The sequence below is a fragment of the Aminobacter anthyllidis genome (assembly GCF_018555685.1).
GTDB classification, from domain to species: Bacteria; Pseudomonadota; Alphaproteobacteria; order Rhizobiales; family Rhizobiaceae; genus Aminobacter; species Aminobacter anthyllidis.
Map to the genome: position 1 here is coordinate 327,349 of NZ_JAFLWW010000004.1, position 19,793 is coordinate 347,141.

Annotated in this window: 21 protein-coding genes; 11 read left to right on the forward strand and 10 right to left on the reverse strand. The window is 63.1% G+C overall.

Annotated elements, in window-relative coordinates; genetic code table 11:
* The first annotated feature begins 87 nt into the window (after positions 1-87).
* The 4 genes from J1C56_RS15410 (at position 88) to kynU (ending at position 4,113) form a co-directional block, all read left to right on the forward strand.
* The gene (locus J1C56_RS15410) at positions 88-1,074 is read left to right on the forward strand and encodes an ABC transporter substrate-binding protein (RefSeq protein WP_214390946.1); all 987 of its coding nucleotides are present in this window, start codon (positions 88-90) and stop codon (positions 1,072-1,074) included.
* A 64-nt stretch (positions 1,075-1,138) separates the two neighbouring features.
* Entirely contained in the window at positions 1,139-1,918 is a 780-nt protein-coding gene (locus J1C56_RS15415) for an ABC transporter ATP-binding protein (protein ID WP_214390947.1), read from the forward strand.
* Between the two features lie 5 nt (positions 1,919-1,923).
* The gene (locus J1C56_RS15420) at positions 1,924-2,847 is read left to right on the forward strand and encodes an ABC transporter permease (RefSeq protein ID WP_214390948.1); all 924 of its coding nucleotides are present in this window, start codon (positions 1,924-1,926) and stop codon (positions 2,845-2,847) included.
* Positions 2,848-2,865: 18 nt separating this feature from the next.
* The gene (kynU, locus tag J1C56_RS15425; protein WP_214390949.1) at positions 2,866-4,113 is read left to right on the forward strand and encodes a kynureninase; all 1,248 of its coding nucleotides are present in this window, start codon (positions 2,866-2,868) and stop codon (positions 4,111-4,113) included.
* Between the two features lie 46 nt (positions 4,114-4,159).
* Here the strand turns inward: kynU and J1C56_RS15430 are convergent, their stop codons facing one another.
* From J1C56_RS15430 to J1C56_RS15460, 7 genes are all read right to left on the reverse strand, one after another.
* Positions 4,160-4,846 (reverse strand): ABC transporter ATP-binding protein, encoded by a 687-nt coding sequence (locus J1C56_RS15430; protein ID WP_214390950.1) that lies wholly within the window; start codon positions 4,844-4,846, stop codon positions 4,160-4,162.
* Positions 4,843-5,592 carry an ABC transporter ATP-binding protein gene (locus J1C56_RS15435; protein ID WP_214390951.1) on the reverse strand — a complete coding sequence of 250 codons (750 nt, stop codon included), beginning with the start codon at positions 5,590-5,592 and terminating at the stop codon, positions 4,843-4,845. The genes J1C56_RS15430 and J1C56_RS15435 overlap by 4 nt, the downstream gene beginning before the upstream one ends.
* A complete protein-coding gene (locus J1C56_RS15440) occupies positions 5,585-6,556 on the reverse strand; it encodes a branched-chain amino acid ABC transporter permease (RefSeq protein WP_214391245.1) in 972 nt (323 codons plus the stop codon). Before J1C56_RS15440 ends, J1C56_RS15435 begins: the two co-directional genes overlap by 8 nt.
* Before the next feature lie 29 nt (positions 6,557-6,585).
* On the reverse strand, positions 6,586-7,506 hold the full coding sequence (locus J1C56_RS15445; protein WP_214390952.1) for a branched-chain amino acid ABC transporter permease: 921 nt from the start codon (positions 7,504-7,506) through the stop codon (positions 6,586-6,588).
* A 165-nt stretch (positions 7,507-7,671) separates the two neighbouring features.
* Positions 7,672-8,808 carry an ABC transporter substrate-binding protein gene (locus tag J1C56_RS15450; protein WP_214390953.1) on the reverse strand — a complete coding sequence of 379 codons (1,137 nt, stop codon included), beginning with the start codon at positions 8,806-8,808 and terminating at the stop codon, positions 7,672-7,674.
* Positions 8,809-8,850: 42 nt separating this feature from the next.
* Positions 8,851-9,687, reverse strand: coding sequence for a tryptophan 2,3-dioxygenase (kynA, locus tag J1C56_RS15455; RefSeq protein WP_275945153.1), 837 nt, complete (start codon positions 9,685-9,687; stop codon positions 8,851-8,853).
* Positions 9,684-11,309, reverse strand: a complete 1,626-nt coding sequence (locus J1C56_RS15460) for an AMP-binding protein (protein ID WP_214390954.1) — start codon at positions 11,307-11,309, stop codon at positions 9,684-9,686. Before J1C56_RS15460 ends, kynA begins: the two co-directional genes overlap by 4 nt.
* 283 nt (positions 11,310-11,592) lie before the next feature.
* Between J1C56_RS15460 and J1C56_RS15465 the strand changes: the two genes are divergently transcribed.
* The 4 genes from J1C56_RS15465 (at position 11,593) to J1C56_RS15480 (ending at position 13,878) form a co-directional block, all read left to right on the forward strand.
* Complete coding sequence (locus J1C56_RS15465; protein ID WP_246591412.1) at positions 11,593-12,444, forward strand: alpha/beta hydrolase; 852 nt, start codon at positions 11,593-11,595, stop codon at positions 12,442-12,444.
* A gap of 377 nt (positions 12,445-12,821) precedes the next feature.
* Positions 12,822-13,169 carry a hypothetical protein gene (locus J1C56_RS15470; protein ID WP_214390956.1) on the forward strand — a complete coding sequence of 116 codons (348 nt, stop codon included), beginning with the start codon at positions 12,822-12,824 and terminating at the stop codon, positions 13,167-13,169.
* A gap of 32 nt (positions 13,170-13,201) precedes the next feature.
* The gene (locus J1C56_RS15475; RefSeq protein ID WP_214390957.1) at positions 13,202-13,510 is read left to right on the forward strand and encodes a hypothetical protein; all 309 of its coding nucleotides are present in this window, start codon (positions 13,202-13,204) and stop codon (positions 13,508-13,510) included.
* 47 nt (positions 13,511-13,557) lie between these two features.
* On the forward strand, positions 13,558-13,878 hold the full coding sequence (locus J1C56_RS15480; protein WP_420797399.1) for a hypothetical protein: 321 nt from the start codon (positions 13,558-13,560) through the stop codon (positions 13,876-13,878).
* A 25-nt stretch (positions 13,879-13,903) separates the two neighbouring features.
* Here J1C56_RS15480 and J1C56_RS15485 read toward each other — a convergent pair whose 3' ends face one another.
* The gene (locus J1C56_RS15485) at positions 13,904-14,746 is read right to left on the reverse strand and encodes a LysR family transcriptional regulator (RefSeq protein ID WP_214390958.1); all 843 of its coding nucleotides are present in this window, start codon (positions 14,744-14,746) and stop codon (positions 13,904-13,906) included.
* A gap of 124 nt (positions 14,747-14,870) precedes the next feature.
* On the opposite strand from J1C56_RS15485, the gene J1C56_RS15490 reads away from it, so the two are divergent.
* Both J1C56_RS15490 and J1C56_RS15495 read left to right on the forward strand, forming a co-directional pair.
* Positions 14,871-15,533, forward strand: coding sequence for a 5-formyltetrahydrofolate cyclo-ligase (locus J1C56_RS15490; RefSeq protein WP_246591492.1), 663 nt, complete (start codon positions 14,871-14,873; stop codon positions 15,531-15,533).
* A 130-nt stretch (positions 15,534-15,663) separates the two neighbouring features.
* Positions 15,664-16,071 (forward strand): group II truncated hemoglobin, encoded by a 408-nt coding sequence (locus tag J1C56_RS15495; RefSeq protein WP_214390959.1) that lies wholly within the window; start codon positions 15,664-15,666, stop codon positions 16,069-16,071.
* A 53-nt stretch (positions 16,072-16,124) separates the two neighbouring features.
* Here the strand turns inward: J1C56_RS15495 and ftsZ are convergent, their stop codons facing one another.
* On the reverse strand, positions 16,125-17,159 hold the full coding sequence (ftsZ, locus tag J1C56_RS15500; protein WP_214390960.1) for a cell division protein FtsZ: 1,035 nt from the start codon (positions 17,157-17,159) through the stop codon (positions 16,125-16,127).
* Positions 17,160-17,362: 203 nt separating this feature from the next.
* Positions 17,363-18,052 (reverse strand): alpha/beta hydrolase, encoded by a 690-nt coding sequence (locus J1C56_RS15505; RefSeq protein WP_214390961.1) that lies wholly within the window; start codon positions 18,050-18,052, stop codon positions 17,363-17,365.
* Positions 18,053-18,404: 352 nt separating this feature from the next.
* Between J1C56_RS15505 and J1C56_RS15510 the strand changes: the two genes are divergently transcribed.
* Positions 18,405-19,793, forward strand: coding sequence for an aminotransferase-like domain-containing protein (locus J1C56_RS15510; protein ID WP_214390962.1), 1,389 nt, complete (start codon positions 18,405-18,407; stop codon positions 19,791-19,793).

Below are 19,793 nucleotides of genomic sequence, written 5' to 3' on the forward strand. Positions count from 1 at the left end.
TAATGTTTGACAGACCCCTTCGGACTGCTCATGATTACCCCATGCCGTCGTTCCGTGAGCGGCGCTTGTCAAATCTGGGAGGAATAGATGAGAAATTTGAAGTCCGGTCTGATGTCGGGTCTGGTTCTGGCTGGCGCTCTCGCCGTCAGCCTCGGTGCCGCCGTCGCTGATCCGATCAAGATCGGCATTGCCAATTTCGGTGAACATCCGCAGCTCAACGCAGCCGTCGCCGGCTTCAAGAAGGCGCTGGCTGACAATGGCTATGTCGACGGCAAGGACGTCGTCTACACTGAGAGCCACACCAATTTTGATGCGTCGCTGGTTCCCCAGATGATCGCCAAGCTGCAGGCTGAACAGCCCAAGCTGATCTACACCGTCACCACCCCTGTGTCGCAGATCGCCAAGAAGGCGCTCGCCGGCTCAGGCATTTCCATCGTCTTCTCCGCAGTGACCGACCCGGTCGCCGCCAAGCTGGTTCCGTCGTGGGAAGCCGGCGACGAAGGCATGACCGGCGCCACCGATCTCCAGGACGTCAAGGCGGTGATGGAATTCACCAAGAAGCTTTTGCCAAACGCCAAGCGTTTCGGCGTGCCTTACAATCCAGGTGAAGCCAACGACGTCGCCCTGGTCGAGAAGATCAAGGAAGCGGCACCTGCCGCAGGCTTCGAAGTCGTCGAAGTCGGTATCGACAATGTCAACGACATCCAGCAGCGCATCGCTTCGCTGGCTGGCAAGGTCGACGTGATCTACGGCCCGACTTCGAACCTGATCCAGCCGGCGATCCCGGCCGTCTCGGCGGCAGCGCGCCAGGCCGGCATTCCGGTCGTCAATGCCGACGACAATGCCGTGCGTGACGGCGTCGTGCCGGCAAGCTTCGCGGTGAACTACGAGCAGGTCGGCATCAACGCTGGCAAGATCGCCGCCGAAATCCTGAAGGGCAAGGACCCCAAGACCATCGCGCCTTCGCGCCCGGCCTATGAGGACCACGCCGCGATGATCTCGAAGAAGGCGATGGCGGCATTCGGCATCGAAATCCCGGCTTCGCTGGCTGATTGCGGCTGCATCGTCGAGTAATCTTCAGCTTCGTCAAAACAGGTAACGGCGTCTTGGACGCCGTTACCTTTTCCGGGAGGGACGGATGCTCGAAATCCGATCTGCACGTAAAGTTTTCTACAAAGGTCAGGCCGACGAGAAAGTCGCGCTGGACGGCCTCAACCTCAAGCTTGCCACCGGTGAATTCGGCGTCGTCATCGGCTCCAACGGTGCCGGCAAGAGCAGCATGCTCAATGCCATTTCAGGCGCGCTGGTGCTCGATTCCGGCCAGGTCCTCATCAATGGCGACGATGTGACGGACATGCCCGTCCACAAGCGTGCGATCCGCCTCGCGCGTGTCTTCCAGGACCCGATGAAAGGCACCGCCGCCTCGATGACGGTCGCCGAAAACATGCTGCTGGCCGATCTGCGGAGCAAGAAGCGCACCTTGCGCCAGGGCCTCAATGCCACTCGCCTTGCCACCTACAAGGAGCGGCTTGAACTCCTTGGCCTTGGCCTCGAGAACCGCCTCGACACCCGCGTCGAACTGCTTTCGGGCGGCCAGCGGCAGTCGCTGTCGCTGATCATGGCCGTTGGCGGCTCGCCGGATCTGCTCTTGCTCGACGAGCATACCGCAGCCCTTGATCCGCGCACTGCCGACATCGTCATGAAGGCGACCGTGCGTGCCGTCGAAGCACTGAAGCTCACCACCTTGATGGTGACCCACAACATGCAACATGCCGTCGATTTCGGTCACAGCGTCATCATGCTGGACGCCGGCAAGCTTCGGCTCGAAATCTCCGGCGAGGAAAAGGCCAAGGTCACTGTTGTCGACCTGATCGGCCATTTCTCCGTGAAAACCGACCGCATGTTGCTGGCGAGCTGATCATCATGGACTTTATCCAGACCGTTTTCACGAGCTTCGTCTCGCTCATTCCCGTCACCCTGGCGCAGAGCCTGATCCTGGCATTCGTCGTGCTCGGAATCATGATTCCGTTCCGCACACTCAACTTCCCTGACCTCACCAGCGAGGGCGCATTCCCGCTCGGCGGCTGCGTCTGCGGCGTGCTTCTGGCAAGCGGTGCCTCGCCGCTCACGGCAATTGCCGTGGCAATCATCGCCGGCTTCCTCGCAGGCTGCTGCACCGCCTTCATCCACCTGCGGTTCCGCATCCATACGCTGCTCGCCGGCATCCTGCTGATGACGATGCTGTACAGCATCAACCTGCGCATCATGGGTAAGTCGAACCTCTCAGTCTTCGGCGCGCCCACCGTTTTCGACTGGGCGCCGTTCGTCCAGCCGGGCTTCCCGGTCGCCAAGATCATCGTGGCGGGGTTGATCGGGGCGATCGTCTTCATCCTGCTTAACATGTTCTTCAAGACCGAGAAGGGCACCGCGATCCGCGCTGTCGGCGCCAATCCTGATATGGCCGAAGCACAAGGCATCAATGTCTGGGTCGCCACAATCGGCGGCGTCGGCCTTGCCAGCGCGTTTTCGGCGACCAGCGGTGCTCTGATGGTTCAGAGCCAAGGGTTTGCCGACGTCAATATGGGCCTTGGCATCCTGATCAACGGCCTTGCCGCGTTAATGATCGGCGAAGCCATCGTCGGCAAGCAGACAGTGCTGCGCCAGCTCGCCGCCCCGTTCGTCGGTGCGGTTGTCTACTACCAGCTGGTGTCGTTCTGTCTCGCCGCCGGCATGCCGCCCCCCGACCTGAAGCTCGCCACCGGCCTGTTCGTGCTTGCCATGCTTGCTCTTCCGAGCCTGCGTCGCAGCCGGGGACCGGCGCAAGCACGCGAAACCATCCGCGAATAAGCAAGGATAGCCCGCATCATGACTGCAATTCCCGATCTCGTCGCTGTCGAGGCGATGGACGCTGTCGATCCGCTGCGTTCGATGCGTGATCGCTTCATCCTGCCGGAGGGAGTGATCTATCTCGACGGCAATTCGCTGGGGGCCGCTTCGCACGCCGCCTTCAGCGAACTCCAGGCGGCCGCGTCCAAGGAGTGGGCGCAGGACCTGATCCGCGCCTGGAACACCGCCGGCTGGTTCGACATGCCGACAGAGCTGGGCGACCGCATTGGCCGCCTGATTGGTGCCGCACCTGGCCAGACGGTTGTCTGCGACACCACCTCGAGCAACATCTACAAGGTGCTGCACGCAGCACTCGCAATGCGGCCGGACCGTTCGGTCATCGTTGCCGAGGGCAACAGCTTCCCGACCGATCTCTACATGGCGGAGGGTGTGGCCTCGACACGGGCTGGTGCCGTGCTGCGGCTAGAAGGCGTCGACGCGCCCAGCATCGAAGAGCTGATCGACGACAAGGTTGCGGTGGTTCTGGTCAACCACGTCAACTACAAGTCGGGCGAGCTGCGCGACATGGCGGCGCTGACGAAGAAGGCGCAAGCCGCCGGTGCCTTGATCGTCTGGGACCTCTGCCACACGGCAGGCGCCCTGCCGGTCGACCTCGACGGCGCCAATGTCGATTTCGCCGTCGGCTGCACCTACAAATACATCAATGGTGGCCCGGGCGCGCCGGCCTTCATCTACGCTGCAACCCGCCATCTCGCCGACGTCAGCCAGCCTTTGAGCGGCTGGTGGGGCCATGCCAGGCCGTTCGCCTTCGAGCAGGGTTATGCGGCGGACGCCGGCATCCGCCGGTTCCTGTGCGGCACCCAGCCGATCCTGACCATGCGGGCGCTCAAGGGCGCGCTCGATGACTGGGAGGACGTCGACATGGCGGCGCTGCGCAAGAAGAGCATCGCCCTGACCGACCTGTTCATCCAGCTGGTCGAAGCAAAGTGCGGCGCCTACGGCCTCAAGCTGGAAAGCCCGCGCGACGGCACCAAGCGCGGCAGCCAGGTGTCGTTCGAGCACGACAACGCCTATGCCATCATGCAGGCACTGATTGCGCGCGGTGTTATCGGCGACTTCCGTGCACCAGCTACGGTGCGCTTCGGCTTTACGCCGCTCTATGTCGGCTTCAAGGACGTCTGGCAGGCGGTCGAGATCCTCGAAGACATCATGCGGACTGGCGCCTGGAAGGAAGCCCGTTTCGCCGTCAAGTCGGCGGTGACCTGATCTCAGGTCAAATGGAAACGAAAAGGGCGGCAATTGCCGCCCTTTTTCATACGCCGAGATAGCGGTTCTGGATGTCAGGCGTCAGCCGGTCCGGCGTTCCCTCGAAAACCGTCACGCCCTTCTCCAGCACGAAGCACCGATCTGCCACCGGCAGAAGCTCCGACAGCGTCTTGTCGACGACGAGGATGGACTGGCCTGATGCCTTGAGCTTGCGGATCGCCGCCCAGATGTCCTGGCGGATGACCGGTGCAAGGCCCTCGGTCGCCTCGTCCAGAATGAGCAGGCTTGGATTGGTCATCAGCGCGCGACCGATGGCCAGCATCTGCTGCTCGCCGCCCGAAAGCGTGTTGGCGTACTGGTCGCGGCGTTCGCCGAGGCGCGGAAACAGCTCGACCACTTTTTCCAAGGTCCACTCGTTGCCGCGAGCCGCGGCAAGCAGGTTCTCCAGCACCGTCAGATTGGGAAAGCAGCGCCTGCCCTCCGGCACCAGGCCGAGGCCGAGGCGGGCGATCCGATGCGGGCGCATGCCGGCAACCTGGCGGCCGCCAAAGCTGATCGCGCCCGAGCGCGGTTTCGCCAGGCCAAGTATCGAATTGATCGTCGTCGTCTTGCCCATGCCGTTGCGGCCCATGAGCGCCACGACTTCGCCCTCTCTTACGTCAAGCGAGACGCCGAACAGCGCCTGCGACGCGCCGTAGAAGGTTTCGACGCCTTTGAGTTCGAGCAGGCTCACGCGGCTTCTCCGAGATAGGCCCGGCGGACTTCGGGGTCGTTGCGGATCTGGTCGACAGTGCCGGTGGCAATGACGCGGCCATAGACCAGCACCGAGATGCGGTCGGCGAGCGCGAAGACGGCATCCATGTCGTGCTCGACCAGCAGGATCGGCGCTTCATGGCGCAGGCCGTCGAGGAACTTGGTCAGCGCCTTCGAGCCCTCGGGACCCATGCCGGCCATCGGCTCGTCGAACAGGAACGCCTTTGAGCCGAGCGCCAGCGCAATCGCGATTTCGAGCTGGCGGCGTTCGCCATGCGACAGCTCGGCGGCGGGCAGGTGGGCGCGTCCGGCGAGGCCGACGCGCTCCAGCATCGCCATTGCCGGTTCGGTCAGGCTCTTGTCGTTCATCACGGGACGGAAGAAGCGGAAGCTCGTGCCCTGGCGTGCCTGTACCGCAAGCATGACGTTGCGCAGGGCGGAAAACTCCTGCGCCAGCGACGAGATCTGGAAGCTGCGGCCGAGGCCGAGACGGGCGCGTGCGGCCATGTCGAGCCCGGCAATGTCCTGGCCGAGGAAGCGGATGGTGCCGCTGTCGGGCCGGAACGAGCCGGAGATCTGATGGATCAGTGTGCTTTTGCCGGCGCCATTGGGGCCGATCAGCGCGTGGACCTCGCCAGGTCTCAGATCGAGGCTTACGCCGTCGGTGGCCTTCAGTGCGCCGAAGGTCTTTTTGAGATCGCGGATTTCGAGAACTGGCTCAGCCATGACGCGCCTTTCCGGCCAGCAGGCCCAGCAGCCCACCGCGCGCGAACAGCACCACGCCGAGCAGGATCAGGCCAAGGAAGAACTGCCAGCGCTCGGTTATGCCGCCAAGCGCATATTCGATCAGCACGTAGAGCATGGCGCCAGCGACGGGGCCGAACAGCCGTCCCTTGCCGCCAAGGATGATGAGCACGATCAGCTCGCCTGACATATGCCAGGACAGCATCGATGGGCTGACGAACTTGTTGAGGTCGGCGAACAGCGCGCCGGCGAGCCCGGTGACCATGGCCGAGACGGCGAATGCAACAAGCCTGACGTTGAACGGCGCGATGCCGACTGCGGCTAGGCGCGTCGCGTTCTGCCGCGCTGCCTGCAGGGCCGCGCCGAAGCGCGAGCCGCGCAGCAGCCAGAACAGCCCGAGTGCTGCCATCAGCACCACATAGCAGATCAGGAAATAGGACAGCGGCTGGGCAGTATTCACGCCGGGGAATTCGTTGCGAACATAGATCGAAAGCCCGTCCTCGCCGCCATAGGCCGGCCACGACACGGCGAAGTAGTAGATCATCTGCGCGAAGGCGAGCGTGATCATGATGAAGTAGACGCCCGTTGTGCGCAGGCTGATGGCGCCGATCGGCAATGCGATCAGGCCGCAGACCACGACCGCGACAAGCCAGATGATCGGCATCGATGCCGTGCCCGGGATGCCGGCGAAGAGTGGCACACCGTCGAAGGCATGGGTGGCGAGGATGCCGGCGGCATAGCCGCCGAGGCCGAAGAAGGCGGCGTGTCCAAACGACACCAGCCCGCCGAGCCCTAGCGCGATGTTGAGGCCGACAGCAGCGAGCGCCAGGATGGCGATGCGCGTCGCGAGCGTAATGTAGAACGGCTCGCCCATGGCGGACGCCCCAAGCGGGATCGCCAGCAAGAGAAGCGCCAGCAGAGTGTTGATGACGGTTTCGCGGGTCATGAGGGGTGCATTGGTCATGGCGGCGGCACTCACGACTGCGTCGCAAACAGGCCGCTCGGCCTGAAAGCGAGGATCAGGGCCATGACGATGTAGATCAGCATGGAGGCAAGCGCGGCACCGATCGGGCCGGCCTGGGCGGCGGGGATCATCAGGGCCAGGACCTTGGGCAGCAGGAAACGCCCCATCGTGTCGACGACGCCGACGAGGACGGCGCCGAACAGCGCGCCCTTGATCGAGCCGATGCCGCCGATGACGATGACGACGAAGGCAAGGATGAGCGCCGGTTCGCCCATGCCGACTTGAACCGACTGCAGTGCGCCGACAAGCGCGCCGGCAAGGCCGGCCAGCGCGGCGCCAAGTGCGAAGACGACGGTGTAGAGGGTACGGATATCGACGCCGAGTGCGGCGATCATCTCGCGGTCGGACTCGCCGGCACGGATACGCATGCCGAGCCGCGTGCGCGAGATCAGCACATACAGGCCCAGTGCTACCACGACACCGACGCCGATGATGGCGAGACGGTAGAGCTGGTACTGGCCACCGCCTGGCAGGGGCACTGCTCCCTGCAGCAGCGGCGGGATGTCGAGATAAAGCGGAAACGAGCCGAACATCCAGCGCGTGCCTTCGGAGAAGATCAGGATCAGCGCGAATGTCGCCAGCACCTGGTCGAGATGGTCGCGGTCATAGAGGCGGCGTATGACGGTCACTTCGATGATCGCGCCGGCCGCCGCCGCCGCAACGAGACTCGCCGCCAGTCCGATCCAGAACGAGCCGGTGGCAGCCGCAACCGCCGCGCAGGCGAAGGCGCCGACCATGTAGAGCGAGCCATGGGCGAGGTTGATCAGGCCCATGACGCCGAAGATCAGCGTCAGGCCGGCGGCCATGAGGAACAGCATCACCCCGAGCTGCAGCCCGTTGAGAAGTTGCTCGAGGAGCAGTGCGATGGACAAGGGGACGCTTTCGCTGGCTGGGGTTTAGGATGCGACGAAGACGCCTCCCTCTCCCCGTTCACGGGGAGAGGGTAAGGGTGAGGGGTAGCATCGGACTTGCAGGCGTATGCACCGCCCCTCATCCGCCTGCCGGCACCTTCTCCCCGCATGCGGGGAGAAGGAAGCTCACATCTTGCACTGTTCGGCGTAGGCGTCCTTGTGGTGCTCGAAGGCGGTGGCAACGATCTTGTTGGTCAGCACGTCGCCTTCCTTGATCACCTCACGCACGTAGATGTTCTGCACCGGGTGGTTGTTGGTGTTGAAGGTGAACTCGCCGCGCACCGACTTGAAATCGGCGGCCTTGAGTGCTGCGCGGAAGGCATCCTTGTCCTTGACGCTGGCCTTGCCGAGCGCCGACAGGATCAGGTTTGCCGTATCCCAGCTCTGGGCGGCATAGACCGAGGGCAGGCGCTTGTATTCGGCCTTGAAGGCCTCGACGAACTGCTTGTTGGCCTCGTTGTCGAGGTCCTTCGACCAGCTGGCCGAGTTCTTGACACCGAGTGCCGCGTCGCCAACGGCCGGCAGGATGTCCTGGTCGAAGGAGAAGCCTGGGCCCATGACCGGAATGTTCACGCCCGACTGGGCGTACTGCTTCATGAACGAGATGCCCATGCCGCCGGGAAGGAAGAAGAAGACCGAGTCGGCGCCGGAATCGCGGATCTGGGCGATCTCGGCGGCGTAGTCGGTCTGGCCGACCTGGGTGTAGACTTCACCCGCCAACTCACCCTTGTAGTAGCGCTTGAAGCCGGTCAGCGAATCCTTGCCGGCCGGATAGTTGGGCGCAAGGATGAAGGTCTTCTTGTAGTCCTTGTTGGCGTACTGGCCCATCGCCTCGTGGAAGTTGTCGTTCTGATAGGCGACGTTGAAATAGTTCTTGTTGCACTTGGCGCCAGCGAGTGCCGAAGGGCCGGCATTGGGCGATAGGTAGATGACGTCCTGTGCCACAGCGTTCGGCACCACGGCCATCGCCAGGTTCGACCAGATGATGCCGGTCAACAGGTCGACCTTGTCGCTCTGGATCATCTTTTCAGCGAGCTGAACGGCGATCTCGGGCTTCTGGGCATCGTCCTCGATGACGAGTTCAACATCCTTGTTGCCGGACTGCTTCATCGCCAGCGCAAAGGCATCGCGCATATCGACGCCGAGGCCCGCGCCGCCTCCCGAAAGCGTGGTGATGACGCCGATCTTCACCGGCTCGGCATATGCCAGGCCAGATGCCGCAAGCGACAGGCCAAAAATTCCGGCCGCAATGATTTTCTTCATTAGGTACTCCTCCCAAGTGTTCCCGATTATTGAATTGAAGTTCTAGAGCCGGGTGCGAACTTTCCAGAGTTCCGGAAACAGTTCAACCTCCAGCATCTTCTTCAGATACGAAGCGCCAGACGTGCCGCCGGTGCCGCGTTTCATGCCGATGATGCGTTCGACCGTGGTGACGTGGTTGAAGCGCCATCGGCGGAAGTAATCCTCGAAGTCGACCAGCTTCTCGGCCAGCTCATAAAACATCCAGTAGCGTTGCGGATCGCGATAGATCGTCTGCCAGGCGACGAGCACCTCTTCGCTTTCGCTGCGGGTCTCGCGCCAGTCGGTGCGCTTGCCATCCGCGCCGATGTCGAAGCCGTTGCGACCAAGCAGCAGGATCGCCTCATCGTATAGCGAGGGCTGGGCAAGCACCGCTTCCAGCTTCTCGGCCAGTTCGGGCTGGTGCGCGTGTGGGCGAAGCATAGCCAGATTGCGGTTGCCGGCCATGAACTCGATGGCGCGATATTGCCAGGACTGGAATCCCGAGGACTGGCCGAGCGAGTCGCGAAACTCGGTGTATTCGCTTGGCGTCATCGTCCTGAGCACATCCCAGGCGCTGTTGAGCTGCTCGAAAATGCGCGACACGCGCGACAGCATCTTGAACGACGGCTCGAGCTTGTCGGCACGAATCGAGCGGATCGCCGAGCCGATCTCGTGCAAAGCAAGCTTCATCCACAGCTCCGACGTCTGATGCTGGATGATGAACAGCATCTCGTCGTGCGCGGTCGAAAGCGGCGCCTGGGCGTCGAGGATCTTTTCGAGATGCAAATAGTCGCTGTAGGACATCCGGTCCTTGAACGACATCTGCGCGCCTTCGACGGAGGGATCGTACGGCTTGCTCAATTCATTTTCTCCGCACGCAACCGGAAGCGCTGGATCTTGCCGGTCTGGGTCTTGGGCAGGGCGTCGATGAACTTCACCGATCGTGGATACTTGTAGGGCGCGATCGTCGCCTTGACGTGATCCTGCAGGCGTTTGACGGTCGCAGCATCGGCGGCCACGCCAGCGACGAGCACGACATAGGCTTCGACGATCTGGCCACGCTCGCCGTCTTCTGCCCCGATGACAGCGCATTCGGCGACTTCGGGATGCGAGAACAGAGCTGCTTCAACCTCCGGGCCGGCAATGTTGTAGCCGGCGCTGACGATCATGTCGTCGGAACGGGCGGCGAAATGGAAGAAGCCATCCGCGTCCTGCAAGAAGGCATCGCCGGTGACATTCCAGCCATCCCGCACATATTCGAGCTGGCGGTCATCGGCCATGTAGCGGCAGCCTGTGGGTCCGCGCACGGCGAGCTTGCCGACCGTGCCGCGCGGCACCTCGTTCATCTCGCTGTCGACGACACGCGCCTCGTAGCCGCCGACGGGCTTGCCGGTGGAGGCGGGCTTCATGTCCTCGAAGCGGTTTGAGATGAATATATGCAGCATCTCGGTGGCGCCGATGCCGTCGAGGATCGGCTTGCCGGTCTTGGCCAGCCATTCCTCGAACACCGGTCCGGGCAAGGTTTCGCCAGCCGAAACCGCGACGCGCAGCGACGACAGATCGGCACCTTCGTCCATCGCCTTCAGCATCGCGCGATAGGCGGTTGGGGCGGTGAACGAGATCGTCGCCTTATAGGTCTCGATGATGTGGATCATGTTGGGCGGCGTCGCCTGTTCGAGCAGGGTCGCGGCCGCACCAAAGCGAAGTGGGAAGATGGCCAGGCCGCCGAGGCCGAAGGTGAAGGCGAGCGGTGGCGAGCCGACGAAGACGTCGTCGGAGGTGACCGAAAGCACCTCCTTGGCATAGGCGTCGGCGATGATCAGCAGGTCGCGATGGAAGTGCATCGTCGCCTTCGGCACACCCGTGGTGCCCGAGGTGAAGCCGAGCAGTGCAACGTCGTCGCGGCCGGTCTTCACCGCTTCGAAGATGACGGACTTGTCGAGTGCTACACGGTCCAGTTCGGCGTCGTGATTGGCGGTGCCGTCGAAGCCGATCACCGTCTTGAGGAAGGGACTGTCCTTGGCGCAGGCGACCATCTCGTCCATCAGGCGCGTGTCGCAAAGCGCGATGGTGATCTCCGCTTTGTCGACGATCTTGGTGAGTTCGCCGGCGCGCAGCATCGGCATCGTGTTCACGACAACTGCTCCGGCCTTGGTGGCGGCCAGCCAGCAGGCGACCATTGCGGGGTTGTTGGCCGAGCGGATCAGCACCCGGTTGCCTGGCTTGACGCCGTAGTTCTCGACCAGCGCATGCGCCAGCCGGTTGGTCCAGTCGGACAGCTCCTTGTAGGTACGGCGGCGGCCATTGCCGATCAGGGCAGTGTGGTCGCCGAGGCCCTTTTCGACAAGCCGGTCGGTCAGTTCGACGCCGGCATTGAGGTGTTCGGGATAGTCGAAGCCGTCGAGCAGGAAGTCCGGCCACTGCTCGGCGGGCGGCAGGTTGTCGCGCGTGAAAGTGTCGATATGCGCTGACGGTCCAAGCATTCTGCGGCTGTCCCCTACCTGCTGATCGCCCCGGCAAGTGGCCGTGCGTGCGTTTGAATGCGTTACTCAGGGGAGGCTTCGCGCCGAAAATAGGGGGTCACGTCCGACAAGCGGCGCACCCCTTGCGCGATCGAAACTGCGACCGGCGTTTGGCACAGCGAGACCTCCCACGTTCTCGGTTGATGATTGAGAATTGCACCGGACCAAAATTATTTCAAGCATAAAGTTTTTGGTGCTGGCCCATTGACGCGATCCGGTGGGCTGGCCATTGCTTTGGTGCCGAATGTCATTGCCTGGGAGGGGCCGAGTGTTCGAACGTCACATCACCGATTGGGACAACGCCTACACAAACGGCGCAAACATCGCCGGTGGCGACCGTTGGCCTGCTGCCTGGGTCGAGCCGGCGCAGTCGTTTCGCCAAGCCCTGTCGGCCGCTGGTAGGGCGCGGCTAGACATCGCCTATGGCGACAAGCCGCGTAACCGGTTCGACCTTTTCCTGCCTGAAGGCGCGCCCAAAGGCCTGGTCGTGTTTGTGCATGGCGGCTACTGGATGGCACTGGACAAGAGTTTTTGGTCGCATCTCGCCAAGGGTTCCGTCGACAGCGGCTACGCGGTGGCGATGCCGTCCTACACCTTGTGTCCGGAAGTCAGGATTGGCGACATCGTGCGTGAGGTCGGCGCGGCGGTTGGCAAAGCAGCCGGACTTGTCGAAGGCCCGATCATGCTGACCGGCCATTCCGCCGGCGGACATCTGGTCTCCCGCATGGTCGCAGCCAGTTCGCCGCTTGCGCCTGAAGTACAGTCCCGTATCCGCCATGTCGTCTCGCTCTCGGGCGTCCATGACCTCAGGTCCTTGATGAACACCGGCATGAACAAGACGCTGCACATCGACGAAGCCGAAGCGCTGGCCGAGAGCCCCGCTCTGCTGCGGCCGGTCGCCGGCGCGCGCATCACCTGTTGGGTCGGCGGCGGGGAACGGGCGGAGTTCCTGCGCCAGAACGATTTGCTCGCCAATATCTGGACCGGCCTTGGTGCCGCCACGGTGACGGTGGTTGAGCCCGATAGGCATCATTTCAGTGTCATCGACGGACTTGTCGACAAGGACCATGCGCTGACAAGGACCTTGCTCGGCTGAACCCCGCTCGAGCGTGAAATCGTGGCGGCTTGTGCCGGCGATTAGCCAGGATGACTTGCCATGATTTTTGGCGGCAGTTCCTCAAGGGACTTGCCGGGAAGCGCGCGTCCGAAGGATCGTTGCCTGGCAGGCCGGCTTCGAGCAGTCGGAACCGGCGGTCGAAGACGACGACGCGCCGGGCAACGCGGACTGAATTCTAGCGCGCCGGTGATGCCTCGCCGGCGAGGGTCGTGGCCTTCGCTGACGGGGAAAAACCTGACCAAACTAAACTTGATATTTATAGTCATATTTTATATGGTCCCTTCGTGTTCGGGACGTGAACGGCCAGAAGGGCCGTCGCCGGGCAGATCGGGACGAAGGCTGTGCCACAAGACGCAATGAACGGCCGGACGCGCCAGGTCAGCAGGTTGAGCTTGCAGGCGGCGAACGGCGCTCTGGAGTTTACCCGGGCCGAACTCCACCGATTGGTCTGGTCACGACCGATGACCGAAATTGCTCTCCAGCTTGGCGTGCGCGACCAGCAGGTGGCGCAGGCCTGCGATCGCCATGACATTGCTCGTCCGCAGCCGGGGCATTGGCAGAAGCTGCAATACGGCAAGGGTGTCGAGGCCTGGCCGCTTTCGACAGACTCCTACGCCGCCGAAGAGCCGGTCATCATCGCGGGCCGCGAGCCGTTCTCGCGCATGCGCGACAACGAGTTTGCGCCGGAGGCCAGCAGGTCATGATGCATTTCAATCCCTACAAGGATACCGGCGGATTGCAGGGCGACAAGATGCGCCGTTATCGCGAGACGTTCGCCGAGGTCGAAGCGCTTGGCGCCCTGGTTCGCCGGACGAGGCGGCAGGCTGATCTGAGCCTGAAGCGCGTCAACGCCGCACCGGAACCCCACAGTGCGGCCAATGCCGTTTTCGCGGTGGAATTCGAACGCCACCGTGCCGACCGCGAAACGATGTTCGAGGCGATGCGCAAGCTTGAAACCGCGCGCCAGGCGCTGCGGGCAATCGCATCCGATTTCGCCATGGATCAGGACAAAACAGCCCCGATGGATCTGCGCCGCCCTGCTTGAGGCAAGGTCGGATCGTCCGGGGACAACAGATAGCTGGAGACTGCCGAGTGTCAAAGATGGCTGAGATCGAACGCCGCAGCGAAGAGGCGTCAGCGCATATCCGCGCAACGATCATGAACGAGTTTTGCGAAGTCATGCATAAGACGGGCCTGTCACCGATTGCGGTGATGCGCCTTGCCGCCCAGGCGGTCGGATCGATCTATCGCGAAGTGGCCGACGTTCATGCCTGCCCCGATGGCTGCCCGTGCGGCTGGCGTCCACATGAAGCTTCCGACATAGAGGTGCTTGGCGCGGCACTAGCGGCTGCGTGCCGGCAGCACCGTTGCAACCACGATCTGCGCTTGATGCGGGTTATCGGCAGCGCCTGATCGGGTGGCGGGTGGCGTCGCGCCTTTAGCGAACCGTCTGCCTCAGCCCTGCAAGCGCCTCCTGCACGTCGGCCCGCGCTTCGCTCGCTTCGGGCCAGACGGCGTAGACCGGATAGGTAAATTCCGGCGCGCCTTCGACAGCTTCCAGCTCGCCCGCGGCGATCAAGGGTGCAACCACGCCCTTGCGGAAATAGCCCATGCCGCCGGCGCGCAGGATATAGCTCAGGCCGAGCGGACCGAGGCCGACAACAAGGCCTGGCTCGCCGAATGCCGTCGAGCTGGCGTCGTGCTGGGCGGCAAACAATGGCCCCCAATCGACATAGACATAGGTGTCGGCGTCCGGTCTGTCATTGCCGGGCCTAGTCCTGACCAGCACGAGCTGTTCTTCCTGAAGGATCTCGACCTTGAAGCCTGGCAGCAGCTTCGGCGCATAGAGCACGGCGATGTCGAGCACACCGTTCCTGAGCTGGTCGAGCAACTGGTCCGGCACACCGACATGGGCGTGAACGGCAATCTCCGGCCTGGTCTTCTTCATCCACACCAGCCAGTCGAGCAGCAGCGGGTTCCACAGGCTGAGCTCGCCGCCCAGCGCAACCACGCTTGTCCGCCCGGACGGGATGGCCAGCTGGTAGCGGGCGCGTTCCCATATCTGGACAAAGGACTGGGCGAAGCGCTCGAACTCGCGGCCGGCCGGGGTCAGCTGCGCCCCGTTGCGATTGCGCACGAACAATTGCCGCCCGAGTTCATTCTCGAGCGTGCGGATGCGGGCGCTGACAGTCGTCTGGGTGACATGGAGTCGATCTGCCGCCCTGAGGAAGCTGCCGCAATGAACGATTTCGAGAAACGTGCGGGCGCGATCGATGTCCATAGTCTTATTAGTGCAAAATAATTGCATCAATGCAGCATTTAATTCCGTTTGCCTTCCGGATTGATGGAGCGCAACTTTTCTGTACCGACGATCGATCTCGCCGCGAAAACGGGACACGAAGATGATGTCTGACGAAAAGAGCATTCCTGCCGATACACGGGAATACGCCTCGCCACCGTGCTTCATGCATGAACTCGAACCGGGATACCGGGCCGAAACGGCTCCCATGGACGCGTGGGCCGATGTCGCGCGATGGCGCAAGGCGGAGCGGGCGCGCCTGATCGACTTGCGATTGCTTGCCGATCCTGACGAGCGCAAGGCTCGCTCCGAACTCATCGCCGCCGAACTCGACCTGGCAATCGGCAAGGTCAGCGGCCGGATCGTCAGTGTCTATTGGCCTTTCCGCGGCGAGCCGGATCTTCGCAACTGGGCTGTCCAGGTGATCGGGCGTGGTGGCCGGATCGCCTTGCCCGTGGTCATCAAGAAGGCTTGGCCGCTTGAGTTCCGCGCCTGGTCGCCGGGCGATCCGCTGGAACGGGGCGTCTGGAACATTCTCGTTCCCGCCAATGGGCCGGCGATCCTGCCCGATGTCGTCATCGCGCCCGTCGTCGGTTTCGATGATGCGAACTATCGGCTGGGCTACGGCGGCGGCTTCTTCGACCGCACGCTCGCCGCCATGCCGAAGCGCCCGCTGGTCGTCGGCGTGGGCTACACCGGCAGCCGTATCGCCACGATCTATCCGCAGCCGCACGACATTCCGATGGACGTAATTGTCACTGACGAATGAGCGATGGCTAATAGGTCGCAGCACCCCACTCTTGTCCTAACGGGCTCTGCTGTTAGGCTTTGATCATGCGATGCCGGATGTCCGGACAGTCAGTGCGACACGCATCGCAACTGGGAGGAGGTCGCCTGTCGTGAATGAAGCTGTGCAGCCAAAGGGGCGTTCGCTCTATCTCGAACTCGGAGGTGAAGAAGCCGTCCGACGGCTGGTCGAGATCTTCTACGACATCGTCGAGCAGGACGAGGCCGCGGCCGAGCTGCACCTGTTGCACCGCAGGGGACATGGCGTCGCGCATTCGCGCGAGGAACAGTTCAACTATCTCTCAGGCTTCTTCGGTGGTCCGAGCTACTATGTCCAGAAGCACGGGCATTCGCGCCTGAAGGAAATCCACGAGCATGTGGCGATCGGCCCGGAACTACGCGATCTCTGGCTGACATGCATGCGCCAGGCGGTGGAGAAGGCCGGCCTGTCCGAGCACCTGCAGGCATTGGTGATGCGCCACTTTACCTTTGCCGCCGAGATGACAAGAAACCAGGATTGAGCCAGTCAAGCTGGCTTTCCAGCCGCCTTGGCGGCTGGTCCCGGCGTTAAGCCTCAGTGGTAGGGCTGCATCGAGCCCGGCGCGGGTTCGCCACGCATGTTGACGACCGGCTCGCCTTGCGACGTCGGCGCAGACAGCCCGGTGGCAACCACTGATACCTTGAACTGGCCCTGGAGCGAGTTGTCGAAGATCGCGCCGACAATGATGTCGGCTTCGTCGCCGACCTCCTCGCGGATGCGGGTGGCCGCCTCGTCGACCTCGAACAGCGTCATGTCCATGCCGCCGGAGATCGAGATCAGCACGCCCCTGGCGCCCTTAATCGAGTTCTCATCGATGAGCGGGTTGGCGATCGACGCTTCGGCCGCCTTGCTGGCGCGGTTCTCGCCGCTGCCGACGCCCGTGCCCATCATGGCGCGGCCCATGTCGCGCATCACCGTCTTGACGTCGGCGAAGTCGAGATTGATCAGGCCTTCCTTGACGATCAGGTTGGTGATGCAGCTGACGCCGGAATAAAGCACCTTGTCGGCGATGCCGAACGCATCCTCGAAGGTGGTCTTGGCGTTGGCGATGCGAAACAGGTTCTGGTTCGGAATGACAATCACCGTATCGGCGGCCTGGCGCAAAAGCTCGATGCCCTGTTCGGCCATCTGCATGCGCCGCTTGCCTTCGAAGGTGAAGGGCTTGGTGACGATGGCGACGGTAAGGATGCCTGCCGCCCGTGCTGCCCTTGCAATGACTGGTGCAGCACCTGTTCCGGTGCCGCCGCCCATGCCGGCCGTCACGAAGCACATATGCGTGCCGGCAAGCTGGTCCATGATTTCGTGGATCGATTCCTCGGCTGCGGCCTGGCCGACCTCTGGCAGGGAACCGGCACCGAGACCTTCGGTCACCACGGCGCCGAGCTGAACCAGCTTCGAGGCTTTCGACATGGTCAGCGCCTGGGCGTCGGTGTTGGCAACGATGAACTCAGTGCCCTCGAGACCTTCGGCAATCATATTGTTGACGGCGTTGCCGCCACCGCCGCCGACACCGATAACGGTCAGCTTCGGCCTCATTTCCGAGATCTCAGGTTTCTTGGAAGTGCTCATAGTTCCGTTTCCTGCGCAGCGCCCCTGCCCGAATCGGACCGGCTCAGGGAATCAGATTGATGAGGAGGCTGCAAGGAATAGCCTGCCGATTGCGGTTTTTAACCGGCAGGTCCAGGCTTTTGCACTTGTATGTGACAGTGGTGGGCGTCCGATCTGATGTCCGGCCGCGGCTAGAGCGACCGGACAGCACTGGCTGCGGTTGGTCAGAACGATTTTGCCGCCTCTTCGATCAGCGCGACAATCTCATTGGCATGCGAGGCCAGCGAGGCGTGGCTGGCATCGAGCGTGATGGTCTTGCGCGTCTTGATGCGGTCCGCCATCCACTGCTCGGTATCAGGCGGGATCATGTTGTCGCGGCTCGAGACCTGATACCAGCTCGGCTTGGTGTGCCAGGCCGCCGGACCGGCCTTGTCCTCGAAGCAACGCGCCGCGATCGGCTTTTGCGTCACCGCCATCACGAGTGCTTCGGTTTCGTCCAGGTCCTGGCTGAAGCTCTGGCGGAACGTGTCCTGGGCGAGCCAGAGGAAGCCATCCTTGTCGGGGCGGATGCTGGCAGCCCCCGAAGGCGGTTCACGACGGGCAAAGATGCTGCCGAGGCTGTCGCCTTCCTCGGGCGCGAAGGCGGCGATGTAAACCAGTCCGACGACGTTCGGGACGTGGCCTGCGCCTGATATGACCGCGCCGCCATAGGAATGGCCGACCAGCAGAGTGGGTCCATCCTGTGCGGCGGCAAGCTTTGACGTGCGGTCTATGTCGTGGGCCAGCGAAGTCAGCGGGTTCTGTACCGCAGCCACCTTGTAGCCCTTGGTGTGGAGCGGGGGAATGACATGGCGCCAGTGCGAGGCATCGCCCCAGGCGCCGTGGACAAGAACGATATTCCTTACCGATGGCATAACCAGTCTCCTTCTGTTGAATTCGAGCCGTTTGCGCGCGGTTGCAGGTCGCTTTCGAGAAATGGCAGTGCGAGTATCCACCGATCGCAAGGTCCGGCGGATTGCGCCTTCAGTGTCTGCAGCAACGGGCAGTCTGCGTTTGCCTTGTGACGACTATGCGACGCCCAGCCTATGCCCGTGCGGTCCCCGCGTCGATTTATTGTCCGGTCTAGTGTGGCAAACAAAACCGTGATGCGGGTTGCCGGCTGACGCCGAGGCGCAAAAGGAAAGGCCCGTTCTTAACAGGCAGGATGGTGGTCATCGGCATACATTATGCATATATATGGAAAACGATGATGGAACCTGTGGCGTCATGACTGTCAACAATTGGTCACCTTCGATCTCGAAGGCCGACGGTCCGCTCTACCTGGCGATAGCCGATGCCCTGTCGGTCGACATCGCGTCGGGCCGGCTGCCCGGCGGCTTCCGCCTGCCGCCGCAGCGGACGCTTGCCGACCAGCTTGGCATCGACTTCACCACGGTGAGCCGTGCTTATGCCGAGGCGCGCAAGCGCGGGCTGGTCGAAGGCCGGGTTGGGCAGGGCACCTATGTCAGGATGCGTCGTCCGTCCGGCTCGCAGGCGACGGTGACCGGCGTCGTCGACATGAGCATGAACCTGCCGCCGCGTTTTGATGATCCGGACCTGGCGGCGAGGATGTGGGACGGCATCGCCGAACTGCAGGCTGGCGACGGCCTCGGCCTGCTGATGCGCTACCAGGAAGCCGGAGGCACGTTGCGCGACCGCGCCGCGGGAGCCATGTGGCTAGCACTTCGGCTGGGCGATATCGGTCCAGGCCGGTTAATGGTCTGCCCCGGTGCGCAAGGCGCGTTGCTGGCGCTGCTGGGAGCGTTGGCCGCGCCTGGCGAAACGATCTGCGCCGAAGCACTTACCTATCCCGGCCTGCTGGCAGTTGCCGAGCATCTGCGTATCGGCGTCACCGGTGTCGCGATGGATGCGGAAGGGCTCATCCCCGAAGCCTTCGAGGAAACCTGCCGCAAGCGCGCGCCCAAGCTGCTCTATTGCACGCCGACTCTGCACAATCCGACGACGACAACATTGTCGCAAGCGCGGCGCGAGCGCATCGTGGCGATCGCGCGCCAGCACGATGTGCTGATCGTCGAAGACGATGCCTATGGCGCACTGCCGCTCAATCCGGTAGCCACCTTTGCGGCACTTGCGCCTGAAATCACCTACCACATTGCCGGCCTGGCCAAGTGCCTGGCGCCGGCCCTGCGCGTGGCCTACGTGGTGGTGCCACAGGAGCGCACGGTCGCCCACCTGGCAGGCGCCATCCGGGCGACCGCGGGCATGGCCTCGCCGCTCACCGCTTCGCTCGCCACGCGATGGATCGAAACAGGGGTTGCCCAGTCTGTGCTGGCGGCAATCCGCGTCGAAGCCACGCAGCGGCAGGCGATAGCGTCGCAACTGCTGCCGTCCAGCCTCGTGCAGGCAAATGCCGAAGGTTTCCACGTCTGGCTGAAGCTTCCCTCAGACTGGAACCGGAGCGACTTTGCCGCCCGCTTGCGCTCCGCCGGTATCGGCGTCGTCACCAGCGACGCCTTCTCTGTTTCAGGGCCCGCTCCCGAGGCGGTTCGCCTCGGTCTGGGGGCGGCGCCCAATCAGGCTTCGCTCGCTGCGAGTCTCGAGACCGTCGCCGACCTGCTTGGCCAGCAGTCGACCATGTCGTCGATGGTGGTGTAA

What these genes read in the sequence shown, in the direction of transcription:
- J1C56_RS15415 (WP_214390947.1), top strand. Translation starts at nt 1,139, where the DNA reads ATGCTCGAAATCCGATCTGCACGTAAAGTTTTCTACAAAGGTCAGGCC.
- J1C56_RS15450 (WP_214390953.1), bottom strand. Translation starts at nt 8,808, where the DNA reads ATGAAGAAAATCATTGCGGCCGGAATTTTTGGCCTGTCGCTTGCGGCA.
- J1C56_RS15485 (WP_214390958.1), bottom strand. Translation starts at nt 14,746, where the DNA reads ATGGACATCGATCGCGCCCGCACGTTTCTCGAAATCGTTCATTGCGGC.
- ftsZ (WP_214390960.1), bottom strand. Translation starts at nt 17,159, where the DNA reads ATGAGCACTTCCAAGAAACCTGAGATCTCGGAAATGAGGCCGAAGCTG.
- J1C56_RS15505 (WP_214390961.1), bottom strand. Translation starts at nt 18,052, where the DNA reads ATGCCATCGGTAAGGAATATCGTTCTTGTCCACGGCGCCTGGGGCGAT.
- J1C56_RS15435 (WP_214390951.1), bottom strand. Translation starts at nt 5,592, where the DNA reads ATGGCTGAGCCAGTTCTCGAAATCCGCGATCTCAAAAAGACCTTCGGC.
- J1C56_RS15465 (WP_246591412.1), top strand. Translation starts at nt 11,593, where the DNA reads ATGTCATTGCCTGGGAGGGGCCGAGTGTTCGAACGTCACATCACCGAT.
- J1C56_RS15460 (WP_214390954.1), bottom strand. Translation starts at nt 11,309, where the DNA reads ATGCTTGGACCGTCAGCGCATATCGACACTTTCACGCGCGACAACCTG.
- J1C56_RS15410 (WP_214390946.1), top strand. Translation starts at nt 88, where the DNA reads ATGAGAAATTTGAAGTCCGGTCTGATGTCGGGTCTGGTTCTGGCTGGC.
- J1C56_RS15420 (WP_214390948.1), top strand. Translation starts at nt 1,924, where the DNA reads ATGGACTTTATCCAGACCGTTTTCACGAGCTTCGTCTCGCTCATTCCC.
- J1C56_RS15510 (WP_214390962.1), top strand. Translation starts at nt 18,405, where the DNA reads ATGACTGTCAACAATTGGTCACCTTCGATCTCGAAGGCCGACGGTCCG.
- J1C56_RS15490 (WP_246591492.1), top strand. Translation starts at nt 14,871, where the DNA reads ATGTCTGACGAAAAGAGCATTCCTGCCGATACACGGGAATACGCCTCG.
- J1C56_RS15470 (WP_214390956.1), top strand. Translation starts at nt 12,822, where the DNA reads ATGAACGGCCGGACGCGCCAGGTCAGCAGGTTGAGCTTGCAGGCGGCG.
- J1C56_RS15440 (WP_214391245.1), bottom strand. Translation starts at nt 6,556, where the DNA reads ATGACCCGCGAAACCGTCATCAACACTCTGCTGGCGCTTCTCTTGCTG.
- kynU (WP_214390949.1), top strand. Translation starts at nt 2,866, where the DNA reads ATGACTGCAATTCCCGATCTCGTCGCTGTCGAGGCGATGGACGCTGTC.